The organism is Pseudomonas sp. GNP012 (assembly GCF_054343835.1).
The window spans coordinates 1,307,493-1,324,435 of sequence record NZ_JBTGUU010000001.1; the positions used below are offsets into that span (position 1 = coordinate 1,307,493).

Below are 16,943 nucleotides of genomic sequence, written 5' to 3' on the forward strand. Positions count from 1 at the left end.
ATATGAACGTAACGATTTTGCATGGCTACAGTGCGTCCAACTCCGGTGACGGTCTGCTCGTCGATCTGGCCATCGCCCTGGTGCAGCGAAACTTTGGTGAGGACACCTCGATCAGTGTCGTGGCTTCCGATCCAGAGTCCTTCAGTTACTTGCCGCATCCGCGCTTTGACGCGCCGGTCATGGCGGCCAAGGGGCTGGGGCGGGTCAAGCAAGCAGTGTTCCTCAACCAGTCCTACGCCGGTCTCGCGGATCTGTTGAAGAAAACCGATTTGATCGTCGGCGTCGGTGGCGGCTACATGCGCTCCAAAAGTGCCTTCGAACACATCAAGTTGAAACTGGGCCACGCCAAGCAACTGGAAACGGCGATTCTCAGCAAAGTGCCGTCGGTGTACCTGCCGCAAAGCATCGGGCCGTTCCACGGCGAGAGCAGCAAGATCGTCGAGCATTACGCCAGCGCCGATGCGGTGTTCGTGCGCGACAATCGCTCATCGGCGATTTTCGATGCCTGTGAAAATGTCTACCGCGCGCCGGATCTGGCGGTCCAGTCATTGGCCAGCAAAATCCTCATGCAGCCCAAGTTCACCCGTTGCGCCTCATCACCGGCAACGGTGTGCGTTGTGCTGCGCAAGCCGCCAGAGTGGAGCAAGGAGAAGAAGGTCGCCTACGTGGCCAATCTGAAGGTGCTGCTGCAGCGCTTGAAGAACAAGAGCAAAGTGGTTTGCGCGGTGCAGAGCGCCGTTCGCGGCAACGATGACGGTGCGTTCTATCGCGAACTGGGCATTACCGAAGACCTGCTGCCATTGAAAGCGACCCTGGCCAAATATCAGCCGGACCTGGTGATTTCGGTGCGCTTGCACGGCGCCATCGAATCGCTGCTGTCCGGCGTCCCGGCGTACCACATCAGCTATGAGCGCAAAGGTTTCGGCGCCTATCAGGACATGGGTGTGGAAGACTGGGTGATCAACGGCGGAGACATTAACGTCGACACCATCATCGACACGGTCTACGCACCGAATGCGCTGTCGAATTTTGGCAAGCGTCTGACCGATACCTGCCGCGAGATCGAGGCGAAAACCGTGGCCATGGACGACATCATCAAAGGTATCGTTCGATGATATTTCGGCTATTGCTTCGCGGCGGGGCATTGGGCGCGAAGTTTTTGCTGGTGCTGGCGATCACCCATTTCCTCGGTTATGAGGCGCTGGGCTTTTACGGCGTGGTGGTCGCCGCCTCGTTGATTGCGTCGAAGTTCTACAGCGTCGGCTTCAGTTCCGAAATCAATCGGTTGATCAGTGTCGGTGGCAGTTCGCGGCGGGTCGTCGACAAGGTCCTGCTGCTGTACCTGGCCGTCGGGCTGCTGTTGTCTGTGGCGACGGTGCTGGTGTATTCGCTGTTCCAGGCAGTCGAGGCGGCAACGGCGCTGATCCTCTGCGTGACCCTGGTTTTGCTCACCGAACACCTGTCGTTCGAAATCAACTCCTTCGTGTTTTCCGCGCAGAAAGCCACGGCCGGCGCGCTGCTGTTTTTCATCAAGACCGGCCTTTGGGCGCTGTTGGCCGTTGGCGGGATGATGCTCGGCTGGGTGTCCGGGATCGCCAGTGTGCTGTGGTTGTGGGTGGCGGCCAACGTGCTGGTGATTGTCGCCGGCTACCTGATTGTGGTGAAGGTGCACAAAGGCCGGGTGAGCGGGACGCTGGCCACGGCAACCGTGTGGAAGGCCGGGCTGCCGTTCTATCTCGGCACAGGTTTGATCGCGTTGAGTCAGTACGCCGAGCGTTTTCTGATCGTCGATCTGGAGCCTTACGCCAGCCTCGGTAAATACGTGTACGCCTGGTCGGCGGCCAATACCTTGCAGGCGCTGTCCTATGCGGTGGTGGCGGTGGTCGGTATTCCAGTGCTCGCCAAGCGTTTTCAGGCTGATCAACAGCCGTTCACGGTCCGGCAACTGTTCGTGAACAAATGGGTCATGCGTTCGCTGCTGGTGTCCGCTGCGGTGGCGGTGTTGATTTATCTATTCTTCAACGTTGTGCTCGATTACGTCGCCACGAGTGTTCCGCGTCCGGACAATACGATTCTTGGCGTGCTGATTTTTTCCTTCGCCTTGCGTGCCATTGGCGACATCGTCTGGGGCGGGTTGATTGCCTCGAAGAACAGCCGGGTGTCACTGGCCAGTGCGGCGATCTGCTTGTTGGTTTCGGTGCCGGTCAGCTACGTGCTGATCAAGCACTACTCGATCTACGGCGCTGCCTGGGGCAATGTCTTTGCGATCATCGTGCAGCTTGGCGTGATTGCCGTGTTGACCCGTGTGACACGGCCGAAAGGGGCTTTGGCATGGGGTTGAAGCTGCCGTGCATCGAGTTTCGCGGCAAGAGACTCGATTCCTCGATTTCGTTCCTGATCCTCTTCACCGGGTTGTTTCTGTCGGTGGCCATGCCGCTGTTGGTCCCCCGCGATCCTGGCCCGGATGCCATGACCCTGTGGTCGTCCTACGCCCGTGCCGACAACTGCAATTTCTGGAACCCGTTCTCGCCGGATCGCTCTTCCTATGAGTGTTCGGCGTTTCTGCTGCGGCCCACCGGGATCAATCTGACCAATGCCTGGGCCTACGGCATGTTCTGCAATTTTTTCCTCACGGCGATTCCGGTGGTGGTCTTCCGGCGCATGCCCCTGACGATTTTCGGCACGCTGTGTCTGTGGGGCATCGTTCGCTCGTTTTTCCTGGAAAACCTGACCAAGGAAATCATTGTGTCGGTGGCGGTGTTGAGCATTTTGCTCAGCGCCTTGACGCGCAAGTATCGCGGCGGATTCTTTCTCTCGGCGGTGATCTACGGCGTGCTGATCCGGCCCTACTGGATTCTGTTTTCACTGTCCTGGGTCGGCGTCTGCGTGATGAAGAAGTATGTCTCGCGCTTCACCTTTTTCCTGATGCTGTTCCTGTTCTACCTGGCGGTCGCCATGGCGATCCAGGTGGCACTCGGGTTTCCGGTGTCGTCGATTCGCGCCAGTAACAACGAACTGCGCACGGCGGGCGAGGAGGGTTCCAAGTCGTTGATCGTCTCGTGGCTCAGCGGAGGCGACTTTGTCTCGCAGGCGCTGGACTCGATGATCATCTTCTTCCGGTTGTCGTTCCCGGTGGAGTTGATTCTGCTGTCGGGGCCAGGCCAGGTGATCTTCGTGGCGTTGATGATCATGACCGCGCTGCTGCTGTTCAAAGTCATCACCTCGACCGATTACAAAGGCGCGCCGATCCAGACCAAACCCAAGGAACTGATCGCGATTCCGCTGGCATTTTTGCTGGTTCAAGGCCTGTTCGAGCCGGACTTCGGCTCCTTTGCCCGGCACTTCTCGATGGTGGTACCGGTGTTGTTCGTGGGCCTGGGGTTGATGTTGCGGGCGAACAAGCCGGTGCAAGTTGAATCAAGAATTCTGAATTGAGGCAGGTGCTTTATGTCGAGCAAGAAAAAGTCCCTGGAGATCGAAACCCTGCGCGGCTTGGCGTGCCTGCTGCTGGTGCTCTATCACGTCATCGGCCCGTTGGGCGGTGGCTTGAAAATAGACCTGGGCTCGCCGTTCCGGGTGATTGCCGACTCGATGGTGTATGTACGCATGCCGCTGTTCACCTTCATTTCCGGCTACATCTATTCCATCTACAAAATCCGTGGGAATGACTTTTCGGCGTTCTTCAGCGGCAAGGTCCGGCGTCTGATCGTGCCGCTGTTCTGCGTGGGCGTGCCGTTCTCCGTATTGCAGGCGGTTGGCCCGGGCGTGAACAAGGACGTCAGCGTGATCGACGCGTTGTTGTCGTTCTGGGTGCCGATCAACCACTTCTGGTTCTTGCAGGCGGTGTTCATCATTTTCATGTTCGTCGGCCTGTTGGAGTGGCGTGGTTTGCTGCGTTCGGCGACGCGCCTGTATCTGCTGTTTGCCTTTGCGGCGGTGCTGTTTTTGCTACCGCCGTTCAAGTTCGATGCGTTCGGCATCAACGGCGCGATCTACCTGCTACCGTTTTTTGTGGCGGGGATGATTGGTCAGGAAAATGTCGATGGGTTGAAGCAACGGTTCAAGGTGATCGGGCCGTTGGTGTTTGTGTTGATCTCGCTGACGCTGCTGTACGTGGCGGCGGTGGATCGCGAGTTGATCGTCGACCGCCGCAGCCTGATCGGTTTGACCGTGGGTTGCGTGTCCTGCATTGCGTTGCTGTCGAGTGACATGCGCTCGAAATGGCTGACCTGGCTCGGCGGGTACTCCTATGGGATTTTCCTGTTCCATGTGTTGTTTGCCGCCACTTCGCGGTTTGTCCTGGGGCGTTTGGGCGTGAAGGACGAAAGCCTTCTGGTGCTCGGTGGCCTGGCGAGTGGCTTGCTGGGGCCGGTGGTGCTGTCGATGGTTTTCAGTCGATTCAACTTCACTTCCGTACTGTTCCTGGGTGAGCGTGCGACGGCGAAAAAACCGCCGGCAAACGTCGCCCCGGTGCCCCAGACCTGATGAGTGTCCGAGTGAAGGAAGCGATGCATGTTGGCAGTTGATGACGTCCAGCCTGTTGCGGCGTCAGTGGTCGAGGTCGGCGACGCACGCGAACGGTTCGGCCAGTGGCGCGAAGGGAAGGGTGGCAAGGTCCTGTCCATCTCGGTGATCGGCGACAGCTACAGTGCCGGGCAGGATTTCTATCTGAACAAACTGGTGCAGCGGCTGGCCGGGGAGGCGGGTTTCGCCGGTCCCGGCTATGTCGGCTTCAACCACGGCGCGGCACTTGGCGGCACGCACTTCAAATACACCCGCAGCAGCGAAAAATACTTCGGCGGTGACTGGCAGGTGTCCGCCCTCGGCCAGGCCAGCCCCGACAGTCGTACCCTTACCGGTCGGACCGGCGCCTGGCTGGAGATCGATGCCGATCCGACACCGGCCATCGACACGGCTGTCACCCAGGCGAAATTGCTCTACCTCGGCAATGGCGAACCCAATGAGGTTCGCTACCGCTGGGCACCGTCGCAATCCTGGCAGCCATTGACGCTCGCAGGCTCAGGGGTTCAGGAAGTGTCACTGCCAGGCACATCGGTAGCGAAAGACTGGGCGTTTCGGCTGGAAGTGGTGAAAGGCGCGCCAACACTCTTCGGGCTATGGATGAGCAACCAACAGGACGGCGTCAGGGTGTCCAAGCTGGCGGCGTCCGGTGCGGCGTCCGCTGACTTCTACCACAGCGATGGCCGTTGGCAGGCGCAATGGAAGACGGTGGTGTCGAAGATTCCCGCCGACATCTACCTGATCATGCTGGGTGGTAACGACCAGGGTTTTGGCGTGAAACCCGAGCAGTACCTGAAGAACATTCAGGGTCTGGTGGGGATGGTCCGCGAGATTCAACCGGCGGCGAGCATCAACCTGATCCTGCGTCAGGACACCACACGTTCCAGCGCTTACCCGATGTCGGCCTATGCACAAGTCCTGGAACCCTGGGCACGCAAGGAACACCTCGGTTACGCCAATCTGCAGTGCGCGTTCGGTACCGACTTCAAGCGCTATGCCGCCACCATGATCGGCCCGGACAAGATTCATCCGGTTCCGGCCACGGGTGGGCGAGTGATTGCCGATTTCTTTTATCGCTGGATTGCTGGCGGACAGGACAGCTGCGATGCCGGCGTGATGTAGGAGCTGCGACTGTTTTCGGCTTTTTCGAATGTCTGCGGATTGATGTAGGAGCTGCCGAAGGCTGCGATCTTTTGATTTTTAAGATCAAGATCAAAAGATCGCAGCCTGCGGCAGCTCCTACGGAAGTAGCGACAATTTTCGAGTAGCCGTTCAACCTTTCTCGAAGGACTCCAGGTGGCTCAGCAACTCTGCGGTTTTAAGCGGCATCAGTTGCGTAGCACAACGGGTCTCCACGTTGATGATGATGGCCGGGTCGTTGCAGCAAATGCGCACCCTGAACCGCCAGTCGCTGAAAATCACTTTCAGTCCATCGCGGTCATCGATTTCCAGCGCCTGCCCGCGGTAAACCTTTTTCAGGTGAGCGAGGAGGGGATAGGGGTCGAGCATCGGCCGGCGGATGTCTCCGGAAGAGGGAAACATACCGATTCGTTCCACCAGCAGAGTGGGGCCGAGCCAGGATTCGTTGGCGCTCGGCAGTCGCTGATGGCGCGATAGCGAGGACATCACCCCGAGGTTGCCCACCTCCATTTCAATGTATGCCGAGAGTTGTGCAATGTTCATGGTTGGCCTGCCTGAATGAAGAGTGGGCGTCGGGTGTTGGAGCCGTCTTAGCGGCCCTTCAAATACACGTTTTCGTAGCAGAAGTTGGTCGCCTGCAGGTAACCCTCGGCGTCGCCGCAATCGAAGCGCAAACCCTTGAACTTGTAGGCCAGCACACAGCCGTTCTGCGCCTGTTTCATCAGCGCGTCGGTGATCTGGATTTCCCCGCCTTTACCCGGTTCGGTGTCGGCGATCAGGTCGAAGATATCCGGCGTCAGAATGTAGCGGCCGATGATCGCCAAGTTCGACGGGGCGTCCTGCGGGGCAGGTTTTTCCACCATGTTGTTGACCCGGTAGATCCCGTCGGAGATCGGCTCGCCGGCAATCACGCCGTACTTGTGGGTCTGGTCGCGGGGGACTTCCTGGATCGCCACGATCGAGCAGCGGAATTTCTTGTAGAGCTCGATCATTTGCGTGAGGACGCCATCACCTTCCAGGTTCAGGCACAGGTCATCGGCCAGTACCACGGCGAAAGGTTCGTCGCCGATCAACGGACGGCCACTGAGAATCGCGTGGCCCAGGCCCTTCATTTCCACCTGGCGGGTGTAGGAGAAGGTGCAGGTGTCGATGAGCTCGCGGGTCCCGGCCAGGAACTTCTCTTTCTCGGTGCCGCGAATCTGGTGCTCCAGCTCATAGCTGATGTCGAAGTGGTCTTCCAGCGCGCGCTTGCCCCGCCCGGTGACGATCGCCATGTGTTGCAGGCCGGCGTCCCGTGCTTCTTCGACGGCGTACTCGATCAATGGCTTGTTGACGATCGGCAGCATTTCCTTGGGCATGGCTTTGGTCGCCGGCAAGAAACGAGTGCCATAGCCGGCAGCGGGGAACAAACATTTACGAATCATAAAAGTATCCTGGACAGTCATGGAACACAGCCAACGGGTGCGCGCAATAACGGGTGATTGCAAGTTTCAATGATTATTGAAGGCTTACTTTAATACCTGAGTCTGGCCACTAGTGGCAAATAGCAATGTGCGGATAACGCGACAATGTTATGAGATGTCGGGTTGATAGTTGTTAGTTATTTTTAGTCGGTATCTGTTGATAGTGGTGAGTGCGTCGGAATGCTAATAAGTATTCCGCAATACAGTTTGGCCTGAAAAAATATTTATTGCCAGTCGTTGAACTAATTTTGTTTTGGGTTGTTGTCGCTCTTATTTGTGTGGTTCAGCACACAGCTTTAACAAGAGGGGCTTGACACGCAACTTCGCACTTTTCCCACTATGGACCGCGCTATGAAAATTCTGGTAACGGGTGGAGCTGGATATATCGGTTCGCACACTACGCTCGCGCTGCTTGAGGCAGGCTATGAAGTCGTTGTGCTGGATAATCTTTGCAACAGCAGCGACGCGGCATTGCACGCGGTGGAAGCCATTTGCGGCAAGAGCGCGCTGATGATTCGCGGTGATGTGTGCGACCGGGCTTTGCTGGACCGGATTTTCCAGCAGCACGCCATCGATGCTGTCCTGCATTTTGCCGGTCTCAAAGCCGTGGGCGAGAGCGTGCGCAAGCCGCTTGAGTATTACGAGACCAATGTCAGCGGCAGCATCACGCTGTGTCAGGCGATGGCTGCTGCCGGGGTGTTTCGCCTGGTGTTCAGTTCATCGGCCACGGTATACGGCGAGCCGGAGCAGATGCCGATCCGCGAGGATTTCCCCACGGGCAACCCCACCAATCCCTACGGTCAATCCAAGCTGATCGTCGAAAATGTGCTGCGCGACCTGAGCCTGGCCGAACCGCGCTGGAGCATCGCGCTGTTGCGTTACTTCAACCCGATCGGCGCGCATGACAGCGGTCATCTGGGGGAAGACCCCAGTGGCATTCCGAATAACCTGGTGCCCTACATCAGCCAGGTGGCGGTGGGCAGCCTGCAGGAGTTGTCGATCTTCGGCAACGATTACCCCACGGTCGACGGTACCGGGGTGCGCGACTACATCCACGTCGTGGACCTGGCGGACGGGCATCTCAAGGCCTTGCAGTCCATCGCCGGGCGCACCGGCATCCATACCTGGAACCTGGGTACGGGCGATGGCTATAGCGTGTTGCAAGTCCTGCGGGCGTTCGAGCAGGCGTGTGGCCAGCCTGTGCCCTATCGGATGATGCCGCGTCGCTCGGGTGATATCGCCGAGAGCTGGGCCGATCCATCCAAGGCGCAGAAGGAACTGGGCTGGAAGGCTACGCGCAACTTGCAGGACATGGTCGTTGATACCTGGCGCTGGCAATCGAATCACCCCAAAGGCTACCTGGGATGATGGCGTTTTAGCCTAATGTTATTTCCGGTCAGGTTGTTAGATATCGTCGGGAAAATACACTGGCCATGCCTTTTGCAAGTCCGTAGATATAAACCTGCCGTTCGACTTTTATCAGTTGGGTAAGACTATGAAAGAACAACGGATCTTGTTCGCATTTTTCGCGGACTTGAACTCTACCACCTCTAACGTAATGCCCGATTTCTATCAGGTTGAATGTTAGAAAGGAGTTGATATGAAGAAAGCGATGGCAATTGCCCTGTTGACGATGTTGAGCAACTGGGCGTCCGCGGTAGAAGCGCCGCTTACAACTGCGACCAATGTATTGGGTAACGTGGCGGCGACTCAAGCCACTGCAGCCAGTACTGCAATGGTCGCCAGTGCTGTAGCGGCGTCCAACAGTGGTGGAAGTGCAAACGGCGGTACGACGGGTACGACAGGTACCACGGGTACAACCGGCACGCACAACTAACTGAAACACCTGTTGGTGCAGTACAAGGTCGCCCGATGCAAATCGGGTGACTTTGTTTTTAGATTCGCCCTTGAATAGCGTAGTGCCATTATGACTCGTAGTTTTTCTCTTTTAATGTTGGCAAGCATCGCTTTACAAGGTTGCATGTTTTCCCCCGGCCAATACCTGAGCACCAGTGATATCACGCGTCAGGGCGCCAGTGAGAGCAGCCGGGTCGAGCTCATTCCGATCACACCCAAGCTCATCTCCATGAACAGGGCCACGCAAAAGCGTGAGTCCGTGCCGGCGGAGTTGCTGGCGGCGCCGGCCGAGTACCTCATCGGCAGCAACGATGTCCTGTACATCACGGTCTGGGATCACCCGGAGTTGACGGCGCCCTCCGGCGCGCAACAGCAGATTGACGCCAACGGTCGCCTGGTGCGTGCCGATGGCACGCTCTACTACCCGTTTATCAAAGAGGTCCAGGCGGCCGGTAAAACCGTCCAGCAACTGCGGGCGGACATCGAATCCAGGCTGTCGGCCTTCATCGCGGAGCCGCAAGTGGATGTCGCCGTGTTGCGCTTTTCCAGCCAGAAAGTCGTGGTGACGGGCGCCGTTTCGAAGGCCGGTCCACAACCGATTTCCACCAACCCGCTCAGTGTGGTCGAGGCCCTCGGTTCGGCCGGTATCGATACGGCGAGCGCCGACTTGTCCGGTCTGTTGCTGACGCGAAACGGGCGGGTCTATACGCTCAATCTCGACACGCTCAATCAGTCGGATTCCGAGTTGCAGAACGTCTACCTCAAAGGTGGCGACCAGTTGTACCTGCCGTACAACGACAAGAAGCGCATCTACGTCATGGGTGAGGTCAACCAGCCGCGTGCACTGAGCTTCAAGACCGCCACCATGAATCTGTCCGATGTGCTGGGCTCGGTCGGCGGATTGAGTCAGACCACCTCCAACGGTAATGCCGTGTACGTAATCAGGGGGGTTGAAAACCTCGATCTGGAGCCGGCGAAGGTCTACCAGTTGCAAGCCGAATCACCCACCGCCATGGCGCTGGCCACGCACTTTGAAGTACGTCCCCAGGACGTCGTCTATGTAGGTCCTGCCAACGTGACTCGCTGGAATCGCTTCATCAGCCAGTTGGTGCCGTCGGCATCGATTGTCGGTACGGGCGCTTCCGCGGCGAAGAACATGAGTGAAGTCAGCAACAACAGCAATTAAGGCCGGGTCCGATCGTGAGAACGTTGAAAGTTGGCGTCTGCTTGATAGCGGCCTTGATGTTGTGTGGCTGTAACCCGCTGATGGTCGCTTCGTTGACCAACCTCAAATCGGCGGTGTCGGGGCCGGATGAGCTGGACGTGACGGCGGCCCAGGTCGCGGATGTCCGCTATCCCCAGCTCAAGCTGACCACACCGTCCGGTTCCGGCGTGCTGGCGCTGGTGCGTGAGCGCGACGACCTGCAGTTCTGGGTCGCGTCGGGCAAACAGGTCCTGCTCATGCGCGATGGCCTGGCGGTGCGCAGCATCGGCCTGGGCCTGGGCGGCGATCTGGACGGGACGCGCCTTGCCGACGTCTCGCCCTTCAAGCAAGGCCTTCATCAAGTGCCCGATGGCTACACCAGCCAGCGCTGGATCGATCTCTACCAGGGCCAGGAAGTCGGGGTGACCTTGAACAGTCGCTTCTCCCGCAAATCCTTGGAAACCCTGGAAATCCTCAACAAGGAATACGCCGTGCTACGTGTCGATGAGCAGATTGACGCGCCGGCCATCGGCCTGCGTGCGACCAATCGTTACTGGGTCGACCCCGTTGACGGTTTCATTGTGCAGAGTGAGCAGCAACTGACCTCGCAACTGCGGGTCAAGATCGTGCAACTGACCCCTGACCGCAGGCATGCCCGGTGAAGCGGGTCAGGGCTCTATCGGCGTGCCTGCTGTTGATCGCCAGCGTCAGCCATGCAGCGGTCACCGTCACCGGTGACGTGGCCAACCCGGGGCCGGTCGACCTGCCGGCGGGCGGGCGGTTGCTGGATGTGATCAACGTGGCCCAGCCCAATGCCGAAAGTTACTGGTTGGCGGGCGTATTGCTTCGTCAGTCCCTGCTCGAGCAACAGACCCGGCTCAAGGCCGGGGTGCTGTTCGATCTGGACGTGTTGCAGCGCATGGCCGTGCTTTTCGACAGGCCGAGCCGGGCTGCCCTGGCGGTGCGATTGGCCGGGCAAGTCCGGCGCATGCCGGTCACCGGGCGCCAGGTGGCCGTTCTGGACCCGGTCGCCGTGGAAGTCGGGTTTGCCCGCAACATCCGCCTGGACGACGGCGATCGCCTCATCTACCCGTTGCGGGTCGACGAAGTCGAGGTGCTCGGCGCTGTCGCCGAGTCGTGCAGGTTGACCTATCAGCCACTGCAAGAGGCCCGCGATTACCTGCAGGGTTGCACGCCGCTGGTCGATGCGGACGCCGATTACCTGTGGTTGATCCAGCCCAACGGCGTCACCCGGCGCGTCGGCATTGCGCACTGGAATCGCGAGAGCGGGCAGATACCTGTCGCCGGCAGCAGGATTCTGGTCCCGGTCAAAACCGATGACCTTGATCCGCCTGTCACTGAACTGAATCAGCAGTTGGCCGAATTTATTGCCACGCAGCTGGCTGAGGTGGTTCGTTGAATTTACGTTTTGCAGCCGTATTGTTATTGCCGTGTGGTCTGGCTTATGCAGAACCACGCATTACCCAGAATGATTTCGGTGGCGCGGGCTTGTTGCAAACGCCGACGGCGCGGATGGCGCCGGCCGGTGAGTTGAGCCTGAATGCCAACCGCACCGACCCCTATAGTCGCTACAGCGTTTCACTTCAGCCGCTTGAGTGGCTGGAAGGTTCGTTTCGCTACACCGCGATCACCAACCGTCCCTATGGCCCCGAATCGTTGAGCGGCAACCAGAGCTATAAGGACAAGGCGGTCGACCTCAAGGCCCGCCTGTGGGAAGAAACCCATTGGGCGCCCGAGGTGGCCTTGGGTTTCCGGGACATCGGTGGTACAGGCCTGTTCTCCAGTGAGTTCGTGGTGGCCAACAAGCGCTACGACAATTTTGATTTCAGCGCCGGCATTGCCTGGGGTTACTTGGGCAACCGCGGCGACTTTGAAAATCCGCTGGGCTATATCGACGATCGCTTCAAGACCCGACCCGACAGCGAAGGCACCGGTGACGTCAATACCGGGGCCTACTTTCGCGGCGAGCCTTCATTGTTCGGCGGCGTGAGTTACCAGACGCCTTGGGATCGGCTCAGCCTGAAACTCGAATACGAAGGCAACGATTACAAGCACGAGCCGAAGGACAACGAGATCAAGCAGGACTCGCCGATCAACCTTGGTGCGGTGTTCAAACTGACTGACTCGATCGACGTCAGCGCGGCCTGGGAGCGCGGCAACACGGCGATGTTCGGCGTCACTTTCCACACCAACTTCGCCAGCCGCAAGGCGCCGGCCAAGACGTTCGATCCACCGGCTGAACCCTTGCCGGCGAAGGCGCCGAGCACCGGGATGGATCAGGTCGACTGGGCCGATGTGTCCCGGCGCCTGCAGCAAAATGCCGGGTACAAGGTCGAGCGCATCAGCCAGCGCGATTCCGAATTGTTCGTGTACGGCGAGCAGCAGCGTTACTTCCATTCGGCCAAGGCCGTAGGCCGCGCGAGCCGGATTTTGGACAACAGTGTCAACGACGATATCGACTGGTTCACCGTGGTGAACAAGCGCTACGGCCTGCCGCTTGAAGAAACCAGCGTGCCTCGGCAAACCTTCCGCGAAGTCATCAACAACGAGGAGCCGTTGCAATCGCTGCACCGCACCACCGAGATCAACCCGGCGATGCCGCACAACGAGAAAACCCTCTACACCGAAGCGATGCAGCCATTCGCTTATGGCGTCGGGCTGGGCTTCAAGCAGAACGTCGGCGGCCCCGATGGCTTGCTCTATCAGTTCAGCGCCGACGCGGACGCCGAGTACCGCTTCAACCGCAACACCTGGTGGAGCGGCTTGCTCAGTGCCAACCTGATCAACAACTTCGACAAGTTCACCTATGACGCACCCAGCGGCTTGCCCCGTGTGCGCACGGACTTGCGCCAGTACATGACCACGTCCGATGTCACCATGCCGTTGTTCCAGGTCAGCCATGCCGAGCAGTTGGACAAAGACCTGTATGGCATGGTCTACGGTGGCTACCTGGAGTCGATGTTTGCCGGCGTCGGGGGCGAGGTGCTGTTCCGTTCGACCGGCGAGCGCTGGTCGGTGGGCGCGGACCTGAACTACGTCCGCCAGCGGGAGTTCGACCAGGGGTTTGGCTTGCGTGATTATTCAGTGGTGACCGGCCACATCACCGGCTACACCGACTTGCCCTACGATACGCTGGCAGCCGTCAGCGTCGGGCGCTACCTGGCGGGTGACTGGGGCGGCACACTGGATATCTCGCGGGAGTTTTCCAACGGTGTACGGTTTGGCGCCTGGGCAACGATCACCACGGCCACCGGCGCTGAATACGGCGAAGGTAGTTTCGACAAAGGCATCTACCTGTCTATTCCGTTCGACGAACTGATGAGCATGTCGACCATGCGCCGCGCCAACCTCGTCTGGTCGCCACTGACCCGGGATGGCGGTGCACGGCTCAATCGCAGCTACCAGCTGCACTCCATGACCGACAGCCGCGACGACGACATGTTCTACCGCAACTTCGAGAAGATCACCGAGTAACCTGTGGGAGCGAGCTTGCTCGCGAAGGCGTCGGCATATCCAGCATTGATGTTGGCTGACCCGACGCTTTCGCGGGCAAGCCACGCTCCCACAGTAGTTACTTGGCGACCCGTAGATCCAGGCACACCGCCAATCCCTGTGGGAGCGAGCTTGCTCGCGAAGGCGTCGGCATATCCAGCATTGATGTTGGCTGACCCGACGCTTTCGCGGGCAAGCCACGCTCCCACAGTAGTTACTTGGCGACCCGTAGATCCAGGCACACCGCCAATCCCCTGTGGGAGCGAGCTTGCTCGCGATGGCGTCGGCACATCCAGCATTGATGTTGGCTGACCCGACGCTTTCGCGGGCAAGCCACGCTCCCACAGTAGTTACTTGGCGACCCGTAGATCCAGGCACACCGCCAATCCCCTGTGGGAGCGGGCTTGCTCGCGATGGCGTCGGCATATCCAGCATTGATGTTGGCTGACCCGACGCTTTCGCGGGCAAGCCACGCTCCCACAGTAGTTACTTGGCGACCCGTAGATCCAGGCACACCGCCAATCCCCTGCGGGAGCGAGCTTGCTCGCGATGGCGTCGGCATATCCAGCATTGATGTTGGCTGACCCGACGCTTTCGCGGGCAAGCCACGCTCCCACAGGGAAATATTGGTGGACCGGAGATTCGGGTAGCCGCCCAACTCCAGAATCACAGCCACAAAAAAGGGGACTTGCGTCCCCTTGCGGTGTTGCCTGGTGCAGCCCTAGACCATCAGTAGATGTCTTTCGACAACAAGGTGAACGGAGTCTTCACCAGAATCTTCAGGTCCAGCCACAACGACCAGTTGTTGATGTACTTGAGGTCGATCTCGACACGCTTCTGCATCTTGTCGATGGTGTCCGTCTCGCCGCGGCAACCATTGATTTGCGCCAGGCCCGTAATGCCCGGTTTGATTCGATGGCGGGCCATGTAGGCGAGAATTTTCCCGGAGTAGTAGTTGTTGTGCGCGATGGCGTGAGGGCGCGGGCCGACCAGTGCCATGTGTCCTTGCAGCACGTTGAACAGTTGCGGTAACTCGTCCAGCGACGTGCGACGGATAAAGCGTCCGACGGCGGTGATGCGCGAGTCGTTACGGCTGGCCTGCTTGACCTCATGATCATCGTGCACCCGCATGGAGCGGAACTTCCACACCTGGATCACCTTGCCGTTCCAGCCATGGCGGTCCTGCTTGAAGAACACCGGGCCGGGCGAATTGAGCTTTACGGCCAGTGCAATGAGCAGCAAAACCGGGCTCAGCAGGATAATGGCCAGCAGGGCCACGCTTTTTTCCGCCAGGCTTTTACTCAGTGCGGCAGTGGGCCGGCTGGTCAGCGGACTTTCGTTCAGGTAGATCGCCGGCAAGCCGTCCACGACTTTCACCGAGTGATTGAGCAGCGTCAGGCTGTTTAAGTCCGGCACCCAGACCACGTCAACGTTGGCATCCAGCAAATCGACGTACATGGCTTCGATTTGTGCCGCTTCCGACAGGGGTAGCGTGATGTACAAACGACGGATGTCATGGGTCTTGATCAGATCCAGCAGGTCTTCCTGGGCGCCGACGATGCGGGGTGCGCCGGGTTCCAGGGAAGGAGGGGCGCCGTTGCTGACCAGGCCCACCAATGGCAGGTTTTCGAGATCGCTCAGCTTGTTCGCCAATCCCAGTGCCAGTTCACCGGTGCCGACGATCAGGGTTTTATGCTCGCTTTTACGTGACCGCTGGTAGAACTTCGAGAACGCATGCAGCGGCGCATACAGCAATGCCTGTCCGAGGAAACCGTACACCGCCCAACCCAGGATGACTTGGCGGGAAAACAGCTCATCGGCCTTGCAGATAAACGCGATGCAGGCCAGCGCCGCCATCGTCATGGACCAGCCCATGAACAGGCGTCCCAGCCCTGACAGATAATTGTCTCTTTTGCGGTACACACCGCTGAACGTATAAGCCGGAACCGAGGCCAGGACGGCGAGCGTTGCGCACATTCGGTAATAGAACTCGACCGATCCGGTGTGCCGTTCAGCAAGTATGAACAGCAGAGAAACTACAAAGCCCTGTGCCAGTGCCCATTGTCCCCAAAAGGTAAGTCCCTTGAGGCCAGTGTTTCGATTGATACTAAGAGTAAGATCCATACAATATCCCCAAAAGACGTCCATTCAGGTTTCGACAGTTGAAATCCGAGTTGTTAAGCAGACTTGTTATTGTTGTTAGAGCGAGTGTCCTGAGGTAACAACGTCGATATGCCGAACTGTCGTCAGTCAATAGACTAAGTTATTGGCGAAGATACTGTCTGACGAGTTCTAACAAGATGGCAAAGTGCCAACTATCGAGTTTTTAGAAAAAGTCGAGCGTTAGAAAAGGTCAAATGGAAGTGGGTGAATAATTAGAGTGGTCTTTGGTATTGTAGGAGGGGTGGGGATAAGAGGGTTGTGCCAGCGCGGAGGTTGAAACCAAACAGAGTGCTTTTTTTATTGTTGTAATCGCACTGTTTCTGTTTGTTTTAATTGCTAAAGTTTGGGGTGTTTACGCCACGACTTCCTGGATCAGGCAATAGCCGCGATTTCTGACTGCGCGAAACAGGCGCTCACCGTTACTGGCCAATTTGAATTTGTCTTGCAGCCGACTCAGGCACATTTCCAGGCCGCGATATTGCTCCGGCTCCCTGCCGATGCTGAGGATCAGTTCGTCGCGACTGACGACACGCTCTTCATGGTGCAACATTTTCTTTACCAGCGCGGCTTCCAATCCGGTCAGGCTGATTTCGACGCCCTCTTTTGCCAATACGCTTTGATCCTTGTCGAGTTGCCAGGCTTCGCTGTAAGGAGTGTCGCCCTCGATTGTTCGCGAGATATCGTTGGCTGCCCCGGCAGTTGCCGGCATGCTGTGGAATGGATTTGTCGATTGCGCTGCCAGCCATTCGGATTCCAGGGTGGCCAATAGTCGCTGTGTGTCGTGTTCGATACTGCGCGCAACGTTTTTCCTTGAAACGTTGGGGTAGCTGAACTCCATCAGCACGGGAGCGGAAGAGGGCGAAGCAACACCTTCAACAAACATTTGTGCCTGGGAGGTGCCAAACGAGTTGAAGCGCTCACTGGACAGGATGGTCTCAAGTTCACGCTGCGACGTAGTGCTGTGGGTCACGACGACAAAGTATTTCCTTGGGAGGGTTGTACTAGTTTCCATGTCTCTCTCCTGAAGTACACACCAAATTTGGCGAAAAGATGATCGGCAGGGGAGTAAAGACTCCCTCGGA

Annotated in this window: 15 protein-coding genes; 11 read left to right on the forward strand and 4 right to left on the reverse strand. The window is 58.3% G+C overall.

Features of this window, described 5'->3' with window-relative positions; all coding sequences use genetic code 11:
* Nucleotides 1-2: 2 nt before the first annotated feature.
* Genes ACXX83_RS05665 through ACXX83_RS05685 form a run of 5 tightly spaced genes read left to right on the forward strand, consistent with a single transcriptional unit; the run spans nucleotide 3 to nucleotide 5,643 of the window.
* Complete coding sequence (locus tag ACXX83_RS05665; RefSeq protein ID WP_458547775.1) at nucleotides 3-1,115, forward strand: polysaccharide pyruvyl transferase family protein; 1,113 nt, start codon at nucleotides 3-5, stop codon at nucleotides 1,113-1,115.
* Nucleotides 1,112-2,341: an MATE family efflux transporter gene (locus ACXX83_RS05670; protein ID WP_458547776.1), complete on the forward strand. Its 1,230-nt coding sequence runs from the start codon at nucleotides 1,112-1,114 to the stop codon at nucleotides 2,339-2,341. The genes ACXX83_RS05665 and ACXX83_RS05670 overlap by 4 nt, the downstream gene beginning before the upstream one ends.
* On the forward strand, nucleotides 2,332-3,435 hold the full coding sequence (locus ACXX83_RS05675; RefSeq protein ID WP_458547777.1) for a hypothetical protein: 1,104 nt from the start codon (nucleotides 2,332-2,334) through the stop codon (nucleotides 3,433-3,435). The genes ACXX83_RS05670 and ACXX83_RS05675 overlap by 10 nt, the downstream gene beginning before the upstream one ends.
* Nucleotides 3,436-3,447: 12 nt before the next feature.
* Nucleotides 3,448-4,485, forward strand: a complete 1,038-nt coding sequence (locus ACXX83_RS05680; RefSeq protein ID WP_458547778.1) for an acyltransferase family protein — start codon at nucleotides 3,448-3,450, stop codon at nucleotides 4,483-4,485.
* Nucleotides 4,486-4,512: 27 nt separating this feature from the next.
* The gene (locus ACXX83_RS05685) at nucleotides 4,513-5,643 is read left to right on the forward strand and encodes an SGNH/GDSL hydrolase family protein (RefSeq protein ID WP_217837705.1); all 1,131 of its coding nucleotides are present in this window, start codon (nucleotides 4,513-4,515) and stop codon (nucleotides 5,641-5,643) included.
* Nucleotides 5,644-5,793: 150 nt separating this feature from the next.
* Here ACXX83_RS05685 and ACXX83_RS05690 read toward each other — a convergent pair whose 3' ends face one another.
* Entirely contained in the window at nucleotides 5,794-6,204 is a 411-nt protein-coding gene (locus tag ACXX83_RS05690; RefSeq protein WP_458547779.1) for a phosphohexomutase domain-containing protein, read from the reverse strand.
* Nucleotides 6,205-6,251: 47 nt separating this feature from the next.
* Nucleotides 6,252-7,085, reverse strand: coding sequence for a UTP--glucose-1-phosphate uridylyltransferase GalU (gene galU / locus ACXX83_RS05695; RefSeq protein ID WP_102698711.1), 834 nt, complete (start codon nucleotides 7,083-7,085; stop codon nucleotides 6,252-6,254).
* Between the two features lie 390 nt (nucleotides 7,086-7,475).
* Between galU and galE the strand changes: the two genes are divergently transcribed.
* The 6 genes from galE (at nucleotide 7,476) to ACXX83_RS05725 (ending at nucleotide 13,680) form a co-directional block, all read left to right on the forward strand.
* On the forward strand, nucleotides 7,476-8,492 hold the full coding sequence (gene galE, locus ACXX83_RS05700; RefSeq protein WP_217837708.1) for a UDP-glucose 4-epimerase GalE: 1,017 nt from the start codon (nucleotides 7,476-7,478) through the stop codon (nucleotides 8,490-8,492).
* Between the two features lie 232 nt (nucleotides 8,493-8,724).
* Nucleotides 8,725-8,961: a hypothetical protein gene (locus ACXX83_RS05705; protein WP_102698709.1), complete on the forward strand. Its 237-nt coding sequence runs from the start codon at nucleotides 8,725-8,727 to the stop codon at nucleotides 8,959-8,961.
* A gap of 90 nt (nucleotides 8,962-9,051) precedes the next feature.
* Entirely contained in the window at nucleotides 9,052-10,167 is a 1,116-nt protein-coding gene (locus tag ACXX83_RS05710) for a polysaccharide biosynthesis/export family protein (protein ID WP_458547780.1), read from the forward strand.
* Between the two features lie 14 nt (nucleotides 10,168-10,181).
* Entirely contained in the window at nucleotides 10,182-10,847 is a 666-nt protein-coding gene (locus tag ACXX83_RS05715) for a YjbF family lipoprotein (RefSeq protein ID WP_458547781.1), read from the forward strand.
* Nucleotides 10,844-11,605, forward strand: a complete 762-nt coding sequence (locus ACXX83_RS05720) for a capsule biosynthesis GfcC family protein (protein ID WP_217837711.1) — start codon at nucleotides 10,844-10,846, stop codon at nucleotides 11,603-11,605. Before ACXX83_RS05715 ends, ACXX83_RS05720 begins: the two co-directional genes overlap by 4 nt.
* Complete coding sequence (locus ACXX83_RS05725) at nucleotides 11,602-13,680, forward strand: YjbH domain-containing protein (RefSeq protein WP_458547782.1); 2,079 nt, start codon at nucleotides 11,602-11,604, stop codon at nucleotides 13,678-13,680. Before ACXX83_RS05720 ends, ACXX83_RS05725 begins: the two co-directional genes overlap by 4 nt.
* 747 nt (nucleotides 13,681-14,427) lie before the next feature.
* On the opposite strand, the gene ACXX83_RS05730 is transcribed toward ACXX83_RS05725, so the two are convergent.
* Together ACXX83_RS05730 and ACXX83_RS05735 are read right to left on the reverse strand one after the other, a co-directional pair.
* The gene (locus ACXX83_RS05730) at nucleotides 14,428-15,822 is read right to left on the reverse strand and encodes an undecaprenyl-phosphate glucose phosphotransferase (protein WP_458547783.1); all 1,395 of its coding nucleotides are present in this window, start codon (nucleotides 15,820-15,822) and stop codon (nucleotides 14,428-14,430) included.
* Between the two features lie 391 nt (nucleotides 15,823-16,213).
* Nucleotides 16,214-16,873 carry a winged helix-turn-helix domain-containing protein gene (locus tag ACXX83_RS05735; RefSeq protein WP_217837714.1) on the reverse strand — a complete coding sequence of 220 codons (660 nt, stop codon included), beginning with the start codon at nucleotides 16,871-16,873 and terminating at the stop codon, nucleotides 16,214-16,216.
* Nucleotides 16,874-16,943 lie beyond the last annotated feature (70 nt).